General features: G+C 55.6%; 15 protein-coding genes. 8 read left to right on the forward strand and 7 right to left on the reverse strand.

What is annotated here, in order from left to right; genetic code table 11:
- The first annotated feature begins 22 nt into the window (after positions 1–22).
- Both BUA49_RS11655 and BUA49_RS11660 read left to right on the forward strand, forming a co-directional pair.
- On the forward strand, positions 23–820 hold the full coding sequence (locus BUA49_RS11655; protein ID WP_072797945.1) for a ParA family protein: 798 nt from the start codon (positions 23–25) through the stop codon (positions 818–820).
- A gap of 11 nt (positions 821–831) precedes the next feature.
- Complete coding sequence (locus tag BUA49_RS11660; RefSeq protein ID WP_072797946.1) at positions 832–1,167, forward strand: YqcC family protein; 336 nt, start codon at positions 832–834, stop codon at positions 1,165–1,167.
- 30 nt (positions 1,168–1,197) lie between these two features.
- Here the strand turns inward: BUA49_RS11660 and nadC are convergent, their stop codons facing one another.
- Positions 1,198–2,037, reverse strand: a complete 840-nt coding sequence (gene nadC, locus BUA49_RS11665; RefSeq protein ID WP_072797947.1) for a carboxylating nicotinate-nucleotide diphosphorylase — start codon at positions 2,035–2,037, stop codon at positions 1,198–1,200.
- A 235-nt stretch (positions 2,038–2,272) separates the two neighbouring features.
- Between nadC and BUA49_RS11670 the strand changes: the two genes are divergently transcribed.
- The 4 genes from BUA49_RS11670 (at position 2,273) to BUA49_RS11685 (ending at position 8,363) form a co-directional block, all read left to right on the forward strand.
- Complete coding sequence (locus BUA49_RS11670) at positions 2,273–4,618, forward strand: DUF1631 domain-containing protein (protein ID WP_072797948.1); 2,346 nt, start codon at positions 2,273–2,275, stop codon at positions 4,616–4,618.
- A 124-nt stretch (positions 4,619–4,742) separates the two neighbouring features.
- Positions 4,743–5,342, forward strand: a complete 600-nt coding sequence (gene ampD, locus BUA49_RS11675; protein WP_084063595.1) for a 1,6-anhydro-N-acetylmuramyl-L-alanine amidase AmpD — start codon at positions 4,743–4,745, stop codon at positions 5,340–5,342.
- Positions 5,343–6,230: a histidine kinase gene (locus BUA49_RS11680; protein WP_072797950.1), complete on the forward strand. Its 888-nt coding sequence runs from the start codon at positions 5,343–5,345 to the stop codon at positions 6,228–6,230.
- Positions 6,231–6,332: 102 nt separating this feature from the next.
- On the forward strand, positions 6,333–8,363 hold the full coding sequence (locus BUA49_RS11685; protein ID WP_072797951.1) for a methyl-accepting chemotaxis protein: 2,031 nt from the start codon (positions 6,333–6,335) through the stop codon (positions 8,361–8,363).
- A gap of 13 nt (positions 8,364–8,376) precedes the next feature.
- Here the strand turns inward: BUA49_RS11685 and BUA49_RS11690 are convergent, their stop codons facing one another.
- The 5 genes from BUA49_RS11690 to BUA49_RS11710 all read right to left on the reverse strand — a co-directional run bounded on the left by BUA49_RS11690 (position 8,377) and on the right by BUA49_RS11710 (position 14,985).
- The gene (locus tag BUA49_RS11690; protein WP_072797952.1) at positions 8,377–8,934 is read right to left on the reverse strand and encodes a cob(I)yrinic acid a,c-diamide adenosyltransferase; all 558 of its coding nucleotides are present in this window, start codon (positions 8,932–8,934) and stop codon (positions 8,377–8,379) included.
- A gap of 42 nt (positions 8,935–8,976) precedes the next feature.
- Entirely contained in the window at positions 8,977–9,975 is a 999-nt protein-coding gene (locus BUA49_RS11695) for a ketopantoate reductase family protein (protein ID WP_228704500.1), read from the reverse strand.
- A 38-nt stretch (positions 9,976–10,013) separates the two neighbouring features.
- Complete coding sequence (locus BUA49_RS11700) at positions 10,014–12,866, reverse strand: valine--tRNA ligase (protein WP_072797953.1); 2,853 nt, start codon at positions 12,864–12,866, stop codon at positions 10,014–10,016.
- A 96-nt stretch (positions 12,867–12,962) separates the two neighbouring features.
- Positions 12,963–13,505: a DNA polymerase III subunit chi gene (locus BUA49_RS11705; protein WP_072797955.1), complete on the reverse strand. Its 543-nt coding sequence runs from the start codon at positions 13,503–13,505 to the stop codon at positions 12,963–12,965.
- A complete protein-coding gene (locus BUA49_RS11710) occupies positions 13,495–14,985 on the reverse strand; it encodes a leucyl aminopeptidase (RefSeq protein ID WP_072797956.1) in 1,491 nt (496 codons plus the stop codon). The genes BUA49_RS11705 and BUA49_RS11710 overlap by 11 nt, the downstream gene beginning before the upstream one ends.
- Positions 14,986–15,233: 248 nt before the next feature.
- Between BUA49_RS11710 and lptF the strand changes: the two genes are divergently transcribed.
- Together lptF and lptG are read left to right on the forward strand one after the other, a co-directional pair.
- Positions 15,234–16,337 carry an LPS export ABC transporter permease LptF gene (gene lptF, locus BUA49_RS11715; RefSeq protein WP_072797958.1) on the forward strand — a complete coding sequence of 368 codons (1,104 nt, stop codon included), beginning with the start codon at positions 15,234–15,236 and terminating at the stop codon, positions 16,335–16,337.
- Entirely contained in the window at positions 16,330–17,391 is a 1,062-nt protein-coding gene (lptG, locus tag BUA49_RS11720; RefSeq protein WP_072797960.1) for an LPS export ABC transporter permease LptG, read from the forward strand. Before lptF ends, lptG begins: the two co-directional genes overlap by 8 nt.
- 17 nt (positions 17,392–17,408) lie before the next feature.
- Here the strand turns inward: lptG and BUA49_RS11725 are convergent, their stop codons facing one another.
- Entirely contained in the window at positions 17,409–17,948 is a 540-nt protein-coding gene (locus BUA49_RS11725) for an RDD family protein (protein ID WP_072797962.1), read from the reverse strand.
- Positions 17,949–17,954 lie beyond the last annotated feature (6 nt).

Consider the following 17,954-nt stretch of genomic DNA (forward strand, 5'->3'; position numbering starts at 1 on the left):
AAGCGCCAGATGGAGAGACGACATGAGACGGGTAGTATTCAATCAGAAAGGCGGAGTAGGGAAGTCCAGTATTACCTGCAACCTCGCAGCGATCAGCGCAGCGCGCGGTAAACGCACGCTTGTGGTTGATCTGGATCCCCAGGGAAACTCGACGCATTATCTCCTGGGTAAACCCGCCAGTGAGCTTAAGGACACCGTTGCAGACATGCTGGAGCAGACGGTTGCGTTCAAGGTATTCAACCGGCGCCCCGAGGAGTTCGTTCACGCCACGCCGTTCAAGAACCTTTTTGTTATGCCGTCCAGCCCGGAGCTGGATTTCCTTGAGCGTAAGCTGGAGGCAAAACATAAAATCTACAAACTCCGGGAAGCCCTGATAAAGCTGGGCGAATCCTTCGATGCCATTTACATTGATACGGCACCGGCTCTGAATTTTTATTCCCGTTCCGCGCTTATCGCGGCTCAGCGGTGCCTGATTCCGTTCGATTGTGATGATTTTTCCCGCCAGGCACTTTACAATATCCTCAATGAAATCCGTGATCTACAGGAAGATCACAACGATGAACTTGTGGTGGAGGGTATTGTTGCCAATCAGTTTCAGCCGCGGGCCACCCTGCCCAAACAGCTGGTAAATGAGCTGATAGAGGAAGGTTTGCCGGTACTGCCGGTGCGCTTGTCCAGTTCGGTAAAAATGAAAGAATCCCACCAGTGCCGGCAGCCGCTTATTCACATGGCGCCGAAACATCCGCTTACACGCCAGTTTGAAGACCTTTACCGCGTGCTGAATGGCGAGGCGGTAGAGCTCGTGCCTCTGGCAGATTGATACAGGCTTTTATGACAGATTCCGGTGACGTTACAGGGCGGGTTGCAGATTGTCTTCTGGGCATCGAGATGGAGTTGCGTCAGATTGGTGTGTGGGAGAGGGAGCGCCCGCCTGCGGATGCGTTCACAAGTTCAGAACCGTTCTGCCTCGACACGCTGGCGTTTACCCAGTGGATTCAGTTCGTGTTTCTGGAGCGTATGAAGCTGATTATTGAAAATGGTCATCCCTTGCCGTTGGTTTCTGGCATTGCGCCCATGGCCGAGGAATACTTCCGTGGACGTCCCGAATCAGGGCAGCGCCTGATCCGGGAACTTGAAGCTGTTGATCAGTTGCTGTCAGGCCGTTGATCACTGTTGATTGCTGCTTGTCAGCCCCGATCAGTCCAGACGCATGGAGAGGTCTACGGCTCTGATGTCCTTGGTCAGCGCACCAATCGAAATATAATCGACGCCGGTTTCCGCAATGGGAGCCAGTGTGTCCAGGTTGATACCTCCGGATGCTTCCAGCTTTGCCCGCCCTTTGTTCATTGCGACTGCAGCGCGCAGATTATCCATGGAAAACTCATCAAGCATGATGATGTCGGCACCGGCGCTGAGCGCCTGTTCCAGCTCTGCCATATTCTCGGTTTCCACTTCTACCGGCTTATCCGGTGCTATTCGACGGGCTTCAGCGATAGCTTCAGCAATGGATCCGCAAGCTGAGATATGGTTTTCCTTGATCAGAAAAGCGTCCCACAGGCCGATTCGGTGGTTGTGACAGCCGCCACAGGTCACTGCGTATTTCTGGGCAAAGCGCAATCCGGGCAGGGTTTTCCGGGTATCCAGAAGGCGCACGTCGGTATGAGCCACCCGCGCGGCGTAACCTGCGCAGTTTGTCGCAACTCCTGACAGGGTCTGCAGCCAGTTCAATGCGGCTCTTTCGGCGGTTAGCAAGCTTCTGGCGGTTCCTTTCATGCGAAACAGAACCTGGTCGGGAGAAACCGATTCGCCATCCTGAACCAGCCACTCCAGCAACACCGAATCGTCCACCTGGCGGAATACTTCGTCCACCCACTCGCGTCCCGCTATCGTTGCTTGTTCCCGTGTAATTACTCGCCCTGTGGCCTGTTTTTCAAGCGGGATAAGCCGGGCCGTTATATCGCCGTCGCCAATATCCTCGCGCAGGCTCGCTGCAACGGTCTCGATTCGTGACTGGTGTAGGCGTTCAGTGAAGTTCATGGTCGTGCATCCGCTTGTGTCAGGGGCCAAAGGGTTCTGAAATATTCCGGGAGCACGATTCTATAGTCCGCCAGTTGTTTCGCCAAATTCTGAAGGAATTGTGACCGAAGTCCGGTCTGCACAAAAGGTGACAAATTCTGACACAAGGTGACGCAGCCAAGTCGTATGATGTGTGATCAGAATAGTTTGAAATCTATGGCCATGCGCTTTTCATGTCCTGGCCGGGAGTCGTTCAATGAAGCAGGATAACAAGGTCGTCAGTTTTTCTGGTCAGAAGCCGTTTTCGCGGTTTGATCTGCCGCCGGCACTTGTTCGTCTGCGCGACACTTCAGGACAGTCTTTGCAAGGCGTACTCGGGCGCTTTTTCGAGCGCGCTGACGATGCCTTGTTTGAACTCGCAGACCGCGCAGGCTCCAACAAAGATCAGACTGTCTATTTCGATGCCATGCGCGAGCTAAGGCTGCGGCGCAAAGCCATGGCCGTCTCAGTGCTGCAATACGTCAGCCAGGCATTTAACGATATTGGAAAGTTCCGACCCCGGCAATCCGGGGGGGCGTTGGACGAGGTTGATCAGGATTCACTCAGCCTGGTTGAGCATTCAGACCTTGAGCAACAGGTCGCTATTGATAATCTGGTCAACAAGCTGCGCAATCGCTACCAGGCCCCGATTCAGCTTTTGTCGTTGCGGGTCAATCATTTGGTTCCCGGAGTGGAGTTGGCTGCTAACCAGATGCCTCTCAGCCCGGAAGTTATCTGCGGGGGCCTCGCTGATGCCTGTGCTGATCTGGATATCGATATCCGTGCAAAACTCGTTGTGCTGAAACTGTTTGACCGCTTGCTGGCAGACACGCTCGGTGATTTTTATCAGGAAGCTAACCGCACTCTGATTTCGGAAGGCATTCTTCCCGACGTAAAACGGGCCCCGGCCCGCTCTGCAGTAGGTGCTTCCGGCGCCAGATCAGCGACCTCGGCGCCGGTACCTCCAAGCTCTGTTCGGCGCGGAGCTGGAGAGGAGACGGGCGAGCTGAGCAACGGGCAGAATTATGGTTATGACCAGATCCAGGGCGGTGTTTCCCATGCAACGTTTTCTGAATTGAGCGCGCTCCTGCACCATAGGGGCAACTCCCATGCCACAGCCGAGCCGGATGCGGCAGGTGAAGCCTATCTCGATACTGACCGGCTGATGGCTCGTCTTAGCCAGGCGCAGGCTTCCAGTGGCCAGTGGGAAGGTGGTGAAGTCGCTTCTCTCGATCAGCAACTTCAGTCTATTCTTCAAACGGCTAATGGCCAGAAAGCCAGTATCGGCCAGGTGGACAGCGATGTTATCAATCTGGTGTCCATGCTCTTCGATTTTATTCTGGAAGACCGGCAGTTGCACCCGGTAATGAAAGCGCTGATTGGTCGTTTGCAGATACCGGTATTGAAGGTTGCATTGAGCGACAAGAACTTTTTCAACCGGGGTGGTCACCCTGTTCGCAAGCTGCTGAATGAAATGGCTCTTTCTGCCATGGGCTGGAGTGAGAAGCGTCCCGGGCAGCGCGATCCGCTGCATGAGAAAATCGGGTCGGTTGTGGATCGGGTGCTGAACGAGTTTACGACCAATGTTTCGCTTTTCGATGAGCTCCTGAAAGATTTCAGTCATTTTACGGATCTTGATCGCCGTCGGCGCGAGTTGGTAGAACAGCGCCTGCGTGATGCAGAGGAGGGCAGAGCGCGCCAGGAGCATGCATGTCAGGTTGCAGAATCACTGGTAAAGAATCTTGCGTCCGGAAGAGACATTCCTGAACCTGTTTTCGAGATGCTGAACGAAGCCTGGACAAAGTACCTTCAGTGGGTCTTGTTGCGGGAAGGTGAGGACAGTGAGCGCTGGGCAGATGCCCGTGAACTGACTGGACACCTTGTCTGGAGTGTCGATCCTCAGCCAGTTGACGACTCAACCCGAAGTGAACTTCTCAGAGCTATCCCGGCTATTGTCGACGATCTCCGTGTAGCCCTTCAGGAAATCTCCTGGGATCCATTTGCAACCGATACGGCGGTTCGCGATCTGGAACTGGCTCACGTTGACGTGTTTCAGCGTCTGGCTACTGCACCATCCCGGCCCGTACCTTCGGTGGTCGAAGACACGCCTGTAACCGAAGCGCGAGCTGCGCCCGAGATAAACCGGGCGCCAGAAGCTGCTGAACCGGTTGCCCGGGTAGAGCCGGCGGCAGTGACTGAACCAGACGCAGCTTTAATGTCGCCCTCTGTGCTTTCAGATCCTGCCGATGGAGCGTCTGCTCTGCAAGATGCAGAAGTGGTTTCCCCGCAATGGCTGAAACAGACAGACAGTCTTCGTGTTGGCGCCTGGATTGAACTCACCCGTGACGGAACCAGGCTCCGTTGCAAGCTGGCAGCCTTTATAAGGGCTACAGGCAAGTACATTTTTGTCAATCGCAGTGGGGCGAAGGTTGCGGAGTATCGTCGTCAGGAGCTGGCTTCCGCCATGGCGAGTGGAACCGTCACCATGCTTGATGATGGGTTGATCTTCGACAGGGCGTTGGAATCCATCATCGACAACCTGCGCAGCAGCCGCAGGGATTGATCCGTGGTAACAGGCCTTACTTTGTGATTCAATCAAACACACAGTGTAATGCTCTGATAATTATGGATTCATCTTGCCTTATTCAGCTTCTGATCACTCTGACGCGACCGTTTACGGCGAAGACATAAAGGTTCTCCGTGAAACGGGTCGCCTTTCATCTGCCCGCTGGTGCCCGTCGCCGAACTGCAGCCCCCGCCCCGAAGGCGCGGCTATAAGTCTCCTGGTAGTGCATAGCATCAGCCTTCCTCCTGGTCAGTTTGGTGGGCGCTACATTGAAGACTTCTTCACGAACTGTCTGAATCCGGCAGAGCACCCGTATTTTTTAACCATTGCTGACATGCGTGTTTCGGCCCACGCCCTGATTCGCAGGGATGGAGCTGTGGTGCAGTTTGTCAGCTTGCTGGAGAGAGCCTGGCACGCCGGGCGCTCGTGCTTTCAGGGCGTTGAGGAGTGCAACGACTTTTCCATTGGGATTGAGCTTGAGGGCGCGGATGACATTCCTTATGCGCCCGAGCAGTATCGTGCGCTGACAGAGCTCTCGGCAGTGATCAGTTCAGCCTGGCCGGACATTACCAGCGATCGTATTACCGGCCACTGTGACATAGCACCCGGTCGCAAGACAGATCCCGGGCCAGCGTTTGAATGGCATTATTTCCGGGCTTCTCTGCAGGTTGCTCAGTCTGCCAAACACCGTGGCGAACAGTCTCAAAAAGGAGCTGTGTGAATGACTCTGGTGGTGTTTCTTATTGCCTATCTGGTGCGGCGACGTCTTGACAGTCTCAATGTGATTTCCAGTGATGAACTTTGGCGGCGCTGGCTTCATCAGGGCAGCGTTGTGAAAGCCGGCCGCGAATCGGATATTCTGCGCGGCCTGGTTCTTGTGGCGGTGCCGTCACTGCTTGCAGGGCTGTGCGTATATATTCTGGCGCTATACGGCTGGCGAATTGCTGCGTATCCGCTCGAAATTTTTGTGCTCGTGTTGATGATGGGCACGCCAGGCTGGCGACTGTCGGTTGAGCCTTATGCGGAAGCCTGGAAAAAGGGCGACATGCAGGCAGCCTGGCATCATATACAGGAACGCCTGCCTGCCAGTGAGCGCGGAGCTGCGACTGCACCTGAAGTCATGCATCTGTCCCTGTCCCGGGCGCTGATGCTGGCGGTGTTTCAACGTTTCTTCCTTGTTGCGTTCTGGTATGTGGTGGGTGGTATCGGACTGGCAATCTTAGTGCGGGGACTTGTGGCCCTGGCACAGCAGTGGCCTCAGGCGGCTGCAAGACCGAGGTATCTCAAAGCCTGCGAGTGGGTTGGCTGGATACCGGTAAGGCTGCTTTCAATAACCTTCGGGATTGCCGGCGACCTGTCTGGATGGCTGGCTGAAGCCAGGCCAGTGATTACCGGCATCACTGAAAAAACCTCAGAAGTACTCATGATCGCTGCCAACGGGTCGTTAACCGGATATGCTCTTGATCCAGGAAGATTTTCCCGGGTTCACCCGGATGAGTGGGCCAGTTTTGGCGGGCGTAGTCTGAGTGCGGTTAGGGGCTTGCTTAACCGGAGTATGTTGGTCTGGATCTGTGTGCTGGCATTGCTGGTTATTGCAGGGGTTGTTTGAGGTATCAGGCCACAAGAGATTGCACTCAAGTTTTCAGGTGTTCGGGCGATAACAAAAAAAGAATTATAATTCAGTTGTTTGTGTTTCAAAGAGAGAGCCGATGTGAAGCAACTTATTAATCCCGCTGTAGCACTGATGAACCGGTTGCCAATGCTGTACAAGTTCAGTCTTATCAGCATTCTGTTCCTCTTACCGATTGGTGGGTTGTCCTGGCTGGTGATGACTGAGCTCAACCGCTCGGTTGAGGCCATGACCCGTGGCGTGGAGGGCCTCGAGCAACTGCGCCAGATAGATCGTCTGGTAGACGCGTCAATGGACTACCGGGATTACCGTGCGCCAGCGGTGGCTAAAAATGAGAGCGCCATCATGGCTCGCTCGGATGATGCAGCCGGAGATATCAATTCCATTCTGGAAAGCCTGACGTCAGAAACACGCTCATTTGATGCATCCGGCGCCTGGTCAGATCAGGTTGAAGCCGTCAGGGTTGACTGGCAGAACCTCCGAGCAGATGACAATTACCAGACCAATTTTGACCCCCAGTTCAAGTATTACCAAGAGTTTGTCCAGAAAGTTCTGGCGCTTCTTCCCGCCACCATAGAAACATCAGGGCTGGGCCAGGGCGCATCGAGAGAAAGCCTGCTTATTCTTGGGCTGATCCGTGAAACTCTGCCGGATGCCCGCAGCGTTATCGGGCAGGCACGATCCTACGGGTTCTATGCGTTGGTCGAAGGGCAGGTTGGCTATGCTTTAAGTGAAACGCTCAACGAAATCTATGACGGCCTTACAAATCGTAGTTCGTTGCTTTCTCCGGCGCTGACGATCGCTGCAGATGCGGCTCCGGCGTTAGCATCTCGGGCGGGCGATGCATTTCAGAAGGTTGATGGAAGCCTTCTGAACGTCCGTGAGCTGCTTGATCTGAATATCATCACACCCATGCGACTGGAGCTGTCCTGGCAGGATTATGACTCGCGTATTTCCGCACAGCTGGCGGGTTATAGCGTGGTGAAAACTGCTGCTTTTGATGAGATAGAAACCAACTTGAATGCAAGCCTGGAGCAGGAAGTGATCCAGCGTCGCCTGATCGTAGTGGCACTGATCGTTGTTCTGCTGATTGTCGTGTATCTCTATGTTGGGTTTTTCATGTCTGTGCGCACCGCAATCAACCGGTTCAGTGAGGCGGCACGCAAGGTGGCTGCAGGGGACATGACCACCCACATATCACTTGATAACCGCGATGAGCTCGGCGAGTTGACCGGCGAGTTCAACAGCATGACGGATCGAATAGCCGACCTGATACGCTCTGTAGGCCAGACAACCTCCGAAGTTGACCAGCAGGCTGCGCGAGTCAATGATACGGCCTCCGCCAACAGCGAAGCAGTGGCTCGCCAGATGGCAGAAAGCGGACAGATCAATGAAGCTATGAGCCAGATGGTTGAGGCTGTGAATGAGGTCACAGAGAGCGCCCATAGGGTTGCAGATAGTGCCACGGCTGCTGAGCAGGATACGGAAACTGGCCGTGGTGTTGTTTCGGATACCGTGGAAAGCATCAACCGCCTGGCGACCGAGATTTCCGGTGCGGTGGATGTGATCAACCGGGTTAGCGACGACAGCGACAACATCAGCCAGGTTCTGGTGGAAATCAAGGCGATAGCTGGTCAGACCAACCTTCTGGCCCTGAACGCTGCAATTGAAGCGGCCCGTGCGGGCGAGCACGGCCGCGGCTTTGCGGTCGTTGCCGATGAAGTACGTTCTTTGTCCCAGCGTACTCATAAGTCCACTGAAGAAATCGAGGACATGATTTCACGGCTTCAGAGTGGCGTGAAAGATGCTGTAGCTGCCATGACCAATAGCCGGGATGTAACCCAGACAACGGTTGAGAAATCCGGAGAAGTAACGGAGGCCCTTAGCCGGATTGCTCAGGGTATCTCTGTGATTGTGGACATGAGTCATCAAATTGCCCAGGCGGCAGAGGAGCAGTCAGCGGTATCCAAAGATGTGAATGCCAGTGTCGCCCACATTGGTGAATTGGGGACATCGACTGCCGCTAACGCTGAAGAAACCCTGGCCTCATCCCGCCAGATGTCCGAGCTGACGGCCTCTCTTCAGAGGCTTGTAGAGGCGTTTAAAGTCTGAGGTCGGGGCTACATTACATGCCCGACTTCTTTTGATCCCACAGAATTTCTTCAGCGCCTCCACGGCGCGCCAATACCCGCGATGCGACAAACAGCAGATCTGATAAACGGTTCAGATATTGGCGTGCCAGCAGGTTGATGGAATCTTCATGGCTGAGGGCGACCACAACCCGCTCAGCGCGGCGGCACACTGCGCGGGCCATATGGCACTGCGCCGCAGCAGGGCTTCCGCCGGGCAGGATGAAGTTCTTCAGGGGCGGCAGAGGCTCGTTCAGCTCATCCAGCAGGTTTTCCAGCCAGCTGATGTGCTCATCATTGATCACCTTGCTACCCGGAATCGCAAATTCACCGCCCAGATCGAACAGGTGATGCTGAATGCGGCGCAAGGATTCCAGCATCTCATCATCGCTGTCCAGAGTTTCAATCAGCAGGCCAATGTGGCAGTTCAGCTCATCGGCCATGCCCATCGCCTCAACGCGCTGAGCATTCTTTGCAATACGGTTACCATCGGCCAGGCCGGTAGAACCGTCGTCACCGGTGCGGGTGTAAATCTTGGAAAGGCGATTGCCCATGAAGGTACTCCTTATTGGTTAAACGCTGATTGGATAAAAGCATTACAGAGCTTTTACTCGCTCAGTCAGCATTTGGTTTACTGGTGTGGCAATGTCATGGCGTTTTCCGCATTGCACAAGGTAGCCATTGATAAAATCGATCTCGGTTTTACGTCCTGCCTTAACATCCGCCCGCATGGACGACGTATTGCTGGCGGTACTCCCCGCCACCGTTTCAACCCGCTCGCGCAGGACCTCCTGCGCAATGGTCTCCGAGGTTTCAGTCTGCAGCAAAAGAGACATCTCCCGGCAAAGCCCGTCAATATTTTGCTGATACAGAGATGAGTCCAGAATATCGCCGTTAGGGCAGTCCAGCAGAGCTGTAAACGGATTGATACCCGCGTTGATCACGAGCTTCTGCCAGAGCCGCTGCAAAATGTTCTCTTCTAAATGAACCCGCAAACCGGTCGCAGCCAGTTGTTGAACAACGCTCGCTGAGTGGTTGGCGGCAGAGGCCGTCAGCGCACCCACCCAGGTATCCCCAGCCCCTGCATGAACCAGCATATCCGGCGACGGCCGATTTGCACCTTCAGTCGTGCTGGCAGCCAAAATCGGCCGCCCCGGCCAGCGTTCAGCAACCGCCTGCTGGCTACCGAGACCGTTCTGAAACAAAACAACAGGCGTGTCTTCTGAAATATGAGGTAACCAGTCATTCAGGGCTGCAAGCGTATCGCCAGCCTTGGTTGTTACCAGCAACAACCCTACATGTTCAATAGGGTCCAGCCAGCGCCGTGATACCGGGATACGTGTACGCACAAGGCTTGGCGAAGCCGTCAGGCGGGCCTCCCCGAAACCTTGTGGAGCCATGGATGGCGGAACAGAGCGTACAAGGACGTATTCACAGCGTGTTTCGGGGAGGCCCGCCTGACGGCTGAAGCTCCACCGAGGCTGATTTCTCTCAGGCTGATTGCAGGACAGGCGCGGCAAGAAAGCACAATGCTCAGAAGGCAAAAGGGCGGCCCAAAGCCGCCCCAAAGAACCCGCTCCAAGAATGGCGATCAACCCGCCACTCCCGGAACGCTCACCCGCAGACACCATAACTACATGGCCTCAATGTCTGCGCGTTGCTGCTCCAGCCGGCTCAGATTACCCCGAGCCTCAGTCAGCTTCTCCTGCTCCTTGGCCACAACTTCCGCCGGCGCCTTGGCAGTGAACTTCTCATTGTTCAGCTTGCCTTCCAGGCGCCCGATTTCCTTCTGCAGGCGCTCGAGCTCCTTGTCCAGGCGCTTCAGCTCCGCGTCTTTATCGATCAGGCCGGCCATAGGTACCAGCACTTCCATATCGCCAACCAGCTGAGTGGCACTCATGGGCGCTTTATCACCCTCAAACCACTCCAGACTTTCCAGCTTGGCCAGAGAACTCAGGAACTGGCGGTTCTCGTTCATCCTGCGCTGACCTTCTGCGCTGTTGCCGCGGAACAGAACCGGAATCTTTTTCGCCGGGGAAATGTTCATCTCGCCGCGGATGTTGCGCACGGCCACAATCACGCCTTTGAGCCACTCAATATCCGAAACCGCCTGATCATCCTGCTTGCTGGCATCCACCTGCGGGAACGGCTGCAGCATAATGCTGTCGCCCGATTTTCCTGCCAGCGGCGCAATGCGCTGCCAGATTTCTTCCGTGATAAAAGGCATGATCGGGTGAGCCAGGCGCAGAACGGTTTCCAGCACGCGAACCAGAGTGCGGCGGGTACCGCGTTTGGCTTCGGCGCTGGCGTTTTCGTCGCTCAGGGAAGGCTTGGACAGCTCCAGATACCAGTCGCAGTATTCGTTCCAGATGAACTCGTACAGCGCCTGTGAGGCCAGGTCAAAGCGGTATTGATCCAGATGGCGGGTCACGTCCTGCTCGCACTGTTGCAAGGCGCTGATAATCCAGCGGTCGGCCAGCGAAAGTTCCACCGGCTCGCCGTTAGCGCCGCAGTCTTCGCCTTCGGTGTTCATCAGCACATAACGGGCGGCGTTCCACAGTTTGTTGCAGAAGTTGCGGTAGCCTTCCAGGCGCTTCATATCCCAGTTGATGTCACGGCCGGTGGTGGCCATGGCCGCCAGGGTGAAACGCAGGGCGTCAGTGCCATGCGCCGAGATACCTTCCGGGAATTCCTTCTCGGTCTGTTTGGCAATTTTCTTGGCCAGCTTGGGCTGCATCAGGTTGCCGGTGCGCTTCTCCAATAGCGGAGCCAGGTCGATGCCATCAATCATGTCCAGCGGATCAATCACGTTGCCCTTGGATTTGGACATTTTGTCGCCGTGCTCGTCGCGGATCAGACCCGTGACGTAAACCGTCTTGAACGGTACTTGGGGCGTGCCGTCTTCATTTTTCATGAAGTGCATGGTCATCATAATCATCCGGGCAACCCAGAAGAAAATGATGTCAAAACCCGTGACAAGAACATCTGTGGAGTGGAAGGTTTTCAGGCGCTCAGTAATTTCCGGCCAGCCCAGAGTGCCGAAAGTCCACAGGGCAGAACTGAACCAGGTATCCAGTACGTCGTCGTCCTGCCTCAGCACAAAATCTGCTGTCAGTTTGTGCTTCTGGCGAACTTCGTCTTCGCTGCGGCCTACGTAGATATTGCCGTCTGCGTCGTACCAGGCCGGAATGCGGTGGCCCCACCAAAGCTGGCGGGAAATACACCAGTCCTGAATGTCGCGCATCCAGGAGAAGTACATGTTCTCATACTGTTTTGGTACAAATTGGATGCGGCCGTCTTCAACCGCTTCAATGGCCGGCTTGGCCAGGGTTTTGGCATCGGCAAACCATTGGTCGGTCAGCATCGGCTCGATGATCAGGCCGGAACGATCGCCGCGGGGTACGCTCAACACGTGGTCTTCCACCTGCTGAACCAGACCGGCGGCGTCCATATCAGCCACAATCTGCTTGCGCGCGTCTTCCCGAGTCAGCCCGGCATAATTCGCGGGCAGGGAAGCGTCCAGCTCGGTGTTTTCGCTGCCGTCGCTGTTAAACACTTCTGCCTGATCACGGATATTTGCATCCTGTGTCAGCACGTTCATCATCGGCAAGTTGTTGCGTTTGCCCACGGCGTAGTCATTAAAGTCGTGAGCCGGGGTGATTTTCACGCAGCCGGAGCCCTTTTCCGGATCGGCATGGTGGTCGGCAATGATTGGAATGCGGCGGTTTACCAGTGGCAGCATCACGAACTTGCCAATCAGGTGCTGATAGCGCTCGTCGTCCGGGTGAACGGCTACGGCCGTATCACCCAGCATGGTTTCCGGGCGAGTGGTGGCAACGACCAAGTAGTTTTTACCATCTTGCGTGGTTGCGCCGTCGGCCAGGGGGTAGCGCAGGTGCCAGAAAAAACCTTTCTCTTCTTTGTTTTCCACTTCCAGATCGGAAATGGCGGTGTGCAGTTTGGGGTCCCAGTTCACCAGACGCTTGCCACGGTATACCAGCCCCTCTTCGTACAGGCGGATAAACACTTCCTGCACGGCCTTGTAGAAACCGTCGTCCATAGTGAAGCGTTCGGTATCCCAGTCTACCGAGTTACCCAACCGGCGCATCTGATCGGTGATGGTGCCGCCAGACTCTTCCTTCCACTCCCAGATACGCTTGATGAATTCATCGCGGCCCAGATCGTGGCGGGTTTTGCCTTCTTCAGCGGCGAGTTTGCGCTCAACAACCATCTGGGTGGCAATGCCTGCGTGGTCACTGCCTACCTGCCACAGGGTGTTATGGCCCTGCATGCGTTTATAGCGGGTCAGGGTGTCCATAATGGTGTGCTGGAAGGCGTGGCCCATGTGCAGGCTGCCGGTCACATTGGGTGGCGGGATAGCGATGCTGTAGGGCTGACCTTCACCGCTGGGGCGGAAGTACCCTTTGGATTCCCAGTTTTCGTACCACTGGCGCTCGATGTTTTCTGGCTGGTAGGTTTTTTCCATGGATTTTTGCTGGTGACCGTTTGGTTGATTCAAAGGGGGAATTGAAACGTTCGATTATACATGGTTGGCCGGATTGCGGCGAACCCGAGAGCGAGGCTAACGCTTTCTTTGATCGTGCACTCTGGGCTCGATACCCAGCGCCCTGAGTTGTTTGAAGTGTGACCGGGCCTGGTTGAGAATCGCGGGATCATTGTGGGCCACCAGAGCGAGACGTTTGAACCGGTCTGCGTTCGCCGGAAGAGTCTCCGAGAGGATGATGACGGTATCCCAGTCTTCAGCCACCGGCGGGCACAGCAGGATGCCGACAGGGTCGGTAAAGGTTGTGGCGGAGTCGGACACGATGCTGTGGGGGATGAACGCGTCGGGGCTGAGGTTCCAGAGTAGTTCGTCCAGTTCTTCGGCCTGTTGTGCGGTATCACATACGATGCACACCCGGTCGCCTTGCTGCCAGGCTTTGTTTACAAGCTTGGTTGCGTGCAGGTTGCGTGCGGCAGGGGTGTCCTGGAGGAGTATGTGGAACCAGTAGCGCTGGTTTCTTTCTTCCTGTCCTGCCTCCCCTCCAGCCTCTTGGCTGGAGTTACCGGCAGCATAGCTGCCGGTTTGTGTTGCCGGATTGCTTTCCACATTACTACCCGGCATGGGACATCAGGTAATCGATCAGCAGGGGAACCGGGCGACCGGAGGAGCCTTTGGCTTTGCCGGAGTGCCATGCGGTACCGGCGATGTCTAAGTGTGCCCAGCGGTATTCCTTGGTGAACCGCGACAGGAAGCAGGCAGCAGTAATGGTGCCGGCCGAGCGACCGCCGATGTTGGCCATGTCGGCAAAGTTGCTGTCTAGCAGGCTCTGGTACTCATCCCAGAGTGGCAGGCGCCAGGCTTTGTCGCTGGCGCGATCACCGGCGGCCAGCAGTTCGTTGGCAAGCTCGTCATTGTTTGCCAGCAGGCCTGTAGCCTCGTGGCCAAGGGCAATAATGCAGGCACCAGTGAGGGTGGCCAGGTCGATCACCACTTCCGGGTCGAACTTCTTCACGTAGGTGAGAGCGTCGCACAGAACCAGGCGGCCTTCGGCATCAGTGTTGAGAATTTCAACGGTCTGGCCAGACATAGTGGTCACAATATCGCCCGGGCGCGCGGCATTGCCATCCGGCATGTTTTCAGCGGCAGCGATAACGGCAACCACGTTGATTTTCGGCTGGATCTCCGCAAGTACCTGCATGGCGCCAAATACCGCTGCGGAGCCGCCCATATCGTATTTCATCTCGTCCATGCCGGCGCCTGGTTTGAGGCTGATACCGCCGGTGTCGAAGGTGATGCCTTTGCCCACAAGAACGTGAGGTTTGTCTTTTGCTTTGCCGCCCCGGTACTCCATGATAATCAGGCGGGGTGGCTGGGTGCTGCCCTGGCCGACGGCCAGAAGGGAGTTCATACCCAACTTTTTCATCTGCTTTTCATCAAGGATTTCTGTCTTGATGCAGTCGTGGTCGGCCGCCAGCTTGCTGGCTTGTTCGGCTAGCCACACGGGGTGGCAGATATTCGGTGGCGTGTTACCCAGGTTGCGGGTGTAATTCATGCCGCGGCCTGTCGCCAGTCCCAGGTTGAACGCTTCTTTCTGGGCCTTGCCAGTGTCTGAAGCGGCCACCAGAATTTTGTTGAGTTTGCGCGCGGCCGGCTTTTCGCTCTTGAAGTCGCTGAATAAGTAAAGCTGGTCTTCCAGTGTGCGGCCGATCAGGCTGAGTTTTGCCGGTTCCGAGCCCAGGTTTTCGGCGCCGGTCAGCGCAGTGTCTGCCAGGTTGATAAGTACGCTTTTTGAAGGGCCATCCTTGAGGGCGCCCGTCATTGCGATCAGCGCCTTGCGGAAGTTGGCGCTATTGCGGTCGGTGTCCTTCCCGGTACCGACAATAAGTAGCCGGCTCCACTGCTGGTCGCTGAGCGGAATCATGCTGGTCTCTGCATTTTTGCCACTGATATCCCCGGCTTTCTGGAGTTTGCTTATCAGTCCTCCCAATGCGCCGTCCACCTCAGTAGTAGAGGCTGGCCAGTCGCCTTTTTCTGGCAGGGCGACGACCAGACAGTCGGCTTTGGTGCTTGCAATGGCTTTACTGTTGAGGCTGAAGTTCATGAAAACTCCTGTTGGTTGTCCGGGGAGGCCGCAGTTGTTGGCGGCGAGAATGATTTGTTCTGACTCCCCAAGCATTGGGGCTTGCGGGCGGATTATCAAGCAGGGAGAGCAGGTTAGTTCGCTTTACCGGCACATAATCTGTCGTGGCCTTAACATCTCGGCACTGTCATTCAGCCCCGAGGTTACATAGAATACGCGCAGTTTTCCTATTCCTCCATGTTCCGGTTTACACGGGCAGAGAAACCGTTTTGAGCATTATTTTCCGCTATCTCATACGTCAGGTTATGGTCAGCATGGTTGCCGTTTCAGGCATCCTTCTGCTGGTGTTCATGAGCGGGCGTTTTATTAAATATCTGGCCGGTGCCGCTGAGGGTAAGATTGCCCCCGGCGTGCTGTTTGAAATCATGGCCTACCGTTTTCCCGGGTTTCTTGAGCTCATCCTGCCTCTGGGGCTGTTCATTGGCATATTGCTCGCCTACGGGCGTATGTACCTGGAAAGTGAAATGACCGTTCTCTTCGCCTGTGGCGTCAGCGATCGCCAGCTGCTTTCAAAAACCCTGATGGGCAGTCTGGTTGTGATGCTGATTGTTGGGAGCATGAGCCTGGTGATTTCGCCCTGGGGCATGAAGCAGGTTGAGAATATTTTTGCCGAACAGGCCAAGGTGACGGAGTTCGAATTGCTCGCCCCGGGTCGTTTTCAGAAGCTTTCGTCGGGTGGGCGAGTGACCTATACCGAGGCCCTCAGTGATGACAAGCGTCGCCTTGAAGGTGTGTTTATCGCCGAGTATGGCCGTGACGGAACAGGCGTGAGCATTATTACCGCCGATTCCGGATCCCAGTTGATTGATGAGGAAACCGGCAGCCGGTTCCTCATCCTGGAAAACGGTGCCCGCTTCGACGGGGTAGCCGGCAAACTGGACTATCAGATTACCGGTTTCGAGGCCTATGGTCTGAAGATTCGCAGTGGCAGCAGCGGTGATGTTGAGCTGGATAAGGCCGTTACAACCGGCCAGCTGATGCGTTCGGATGACCCCCGAGATCGTGCGTTGCTGCACTGGCGTTTTTCATTACCACTGATTGTTCCGATTGTGACGTTGCTGGCGGTTCGGCTCAGCCGTGTAAACCCCCGGCAGGGCCGGTTCTTCCACCTTCTGCCGGCCATGTTGGTCTACGTTGCCTACCTTGGACTGTTGATTGTTGCCCGTGATGCGATGTCGGAAGGCAAGGTGCCTGAATGGATCGGCATGCTTTGGGTGCACGCTATTTTCCTTGCTCTTGGCCTCTGGCTGCAGTTTGGCCCAGCCTGGCTTCATAAAAGAAAGGTGAAGCGCGAAGGAGCTGCCCATGCGTAAAATTGATCACTATGTGATGCGCAATGTTGGCGGGGCTATGCTCCTGGTGATGGTTGTAGTGCTGTCTCTGGACCTGATCTTCGCCTTCGTTGCTGAGCTGGACGACACCCGGAACAACTACCAGATTCTGGATGCGCTCTGGTTCGTGGTTCTTACGTTACCGCGCCGGATATACGACTATCTGCCGCTGGGCGCCTTTATGGGCTGCCTGGTCGGGCTTGGCGCAATGGCCAGCTCATCAGAGCTCACAGTGATTCGCGCAGCCGGTGTTTCTATCAAGCGGGTTGTCTGGTCGGCAATGAAGCCGGCGCTGGTGATTGTGCTGGCTGGTGTTCTTATCGGTGAATACCTGGCACCCCCAGCGGAGCGGGCTGCCCAGAGCTATAAAGCGGTTGCTCTCGGTGCTGGTCAGAATGTAGCCGCGGCTCATGGGGTGTGGCACCGCGAAGGCAATGTCTTCATGCACCTTAACGCGGTACAACCAAATGGAGTGCTACACGGTATTTCTCTGTTCCGTTTTAACGATCAGCGGGAGTTGATGGCTGCCAGCTTTGCAGAGCGGGCGATCTACCAGGGCGATTACTGGTTGTTGGAAAACTCTACCACCACGCGCCTTGAGGGTGACTCAACGAGCCGCGAGAATCATAAGTCTCTGCGCTGGGATACCGGTCTTTCGCCGGACGTACTGAGTGTGCTGATCGTTAAGCCGGAAAACCTTTCAATGACTGGCCTGTACACCTACGCCAGCTATCTTGGCGATCAGGAACTAAACGCCTCTCAATACTGGCTAGCCTTCTGGAAGAAAGCTCTGATGCCGCTGGGAACCGGGGTGATGGTGCTGGTCGCGATTTCCTTTATATTCGGGCCGTTGCGCTCGGTCACTATGGGTTTTCGTGTGTTTACCGGCCTGCTCGTGGGGCTTCTGTTTAAATACATGCAGGATCTGCTGGGCCCCATGAGCCTGGTTTACGGGTTTAACCCGGTTCTTGCGATTCTTGTGCCGATTGCGATTAGTGCGGTATTCGGTGCAGTACTGATGCGCCGGGCTGGTTAGCATTCTGATGTCTTGGCTCAGCCCGCTTTCGTTTTTTTGTGCAGGGCTACGACGACGCTATCTGACAACCTGTCTGTTACTGAAAGCCCGTTTACTGGAAAGAACAGCGCAATCATCGCCGGAATACTCAGGAACAGTGTCGCGGAGCCGAGGTAGTAGCCTGCCAGCAGGGCCAGAAAAAATACGGCAGCAGCGGTAACATAACGGAGAAGCGCCTGGCTCCAGCTTACGGTGGAACCGTCCAGATTTTCGATGCGTATGCGCCATACCTGCATGCCAAGTGTTTGCCCGATGCGTGTCCAGAAGTAGGCGAAGAACAGGTACATCACCAGAAACAGTACGAACGTCAGGCCGGGGTCTCCGGATAACTGGCCCGCTTCCGCTTTTTGTTCGAGACGATCCCAGCCCGTAATCCAGCCGGTTATCATGGTGTACGCCCAAGTGGTAACCAGAAGTACCGCAATGCTGATCAGGCCGTCGTAAACAATGGCCAGTAGTCGTTTGAGAAATGTTGCTGGAGGAAGTAATTCATCAGCGGCGTGGAAGCGACGGGGCATGGGGTC

It is taken from the genome of Marinobacter antarcticus (assembly GCF_900142385.1).
Taxonomy (GTDB): domain Bacteria; phylum Pseudomonadota; class Gammaproteobacteria; order Pseudomonadales; family Oleiphilaceae; genus Marinobacter; species Marinobacter antarcticus.

Coding starts and splice junctions, on each gene's coding strand:
- BUA49_RS11655 (WP_072797945.1), top strand. CDS start 23: ATGAGACGGGTAGTATTCAATCAGAAAGGCGGAGTAGGGAAGTCCAGT.
- BUA49_RS11660 (WP_072797946.1), top strand. CDS start 832: ATGACAGATTCCGGTGACGTTACAGGGCGGGTTGCAGATTGTCTTCTG.
- nadC (WP_072797947.1), bottom strand. CDS start 2,037: ATGAACTTCACTGAACGCCTACACCAGTCACGAATCGAGACCGTTGCA.
- BUA49_RS11670 (WP_072797948.1), top strand. CDS start 2,273: ATGAAGCAGGATAACAAGGTCGTCAGTTTTTCTGGTCAGAAGCCGTTT.
- BUA49_RS11680 (WP_072797950.1), top strand. CDS start 5,343: ATGACTCTGGTGGTGTTTCTTATTGCCTATCTGGTGCGGCGACGTCTT.
- BUA49_RS11690 (WP_072797952.1), bottom strand. CDS start 8,934: ATGGGCAATCGCCTTTCCAAGATTTACACCCGCACCGGTGACGACGGT.
- BUA49_RS11700 (WP_072797953.1), bottom strand. CDS start 12,866: ATGGAAAAAACCTACCAGCCAGAAAACATCGAGCGCCAGTGGTACGAA.
- BUA49_RS11705 (WP_072797955.1), bottom strand. CDS start 13,505: ATGCCGGGTAGTAATGTGGAAAGCAATCCGGCAACACAAACCGGCAGC.
- BUA49_RS11710 (WP_072797956.1), bottom strand. CDS start 14,985: ATGAACTTCAGCCTCAACAGTAAAGCCATTGCAAGCACCAAAGCCGAC.
- lptG (WP_072797960.1), top strand. CDS start 16,330: ATGCGTAAAATTGATCACTATGTGATGCGCAATGTTGGCGGGGCTATG.
- BUA49_RS11725 (WP_072797962.1), bottom strand. CDS start 17,948: ATGCCCCGTCGCTTCCACGCCGCTGATGAATTACTTCCTCCAGCAACA.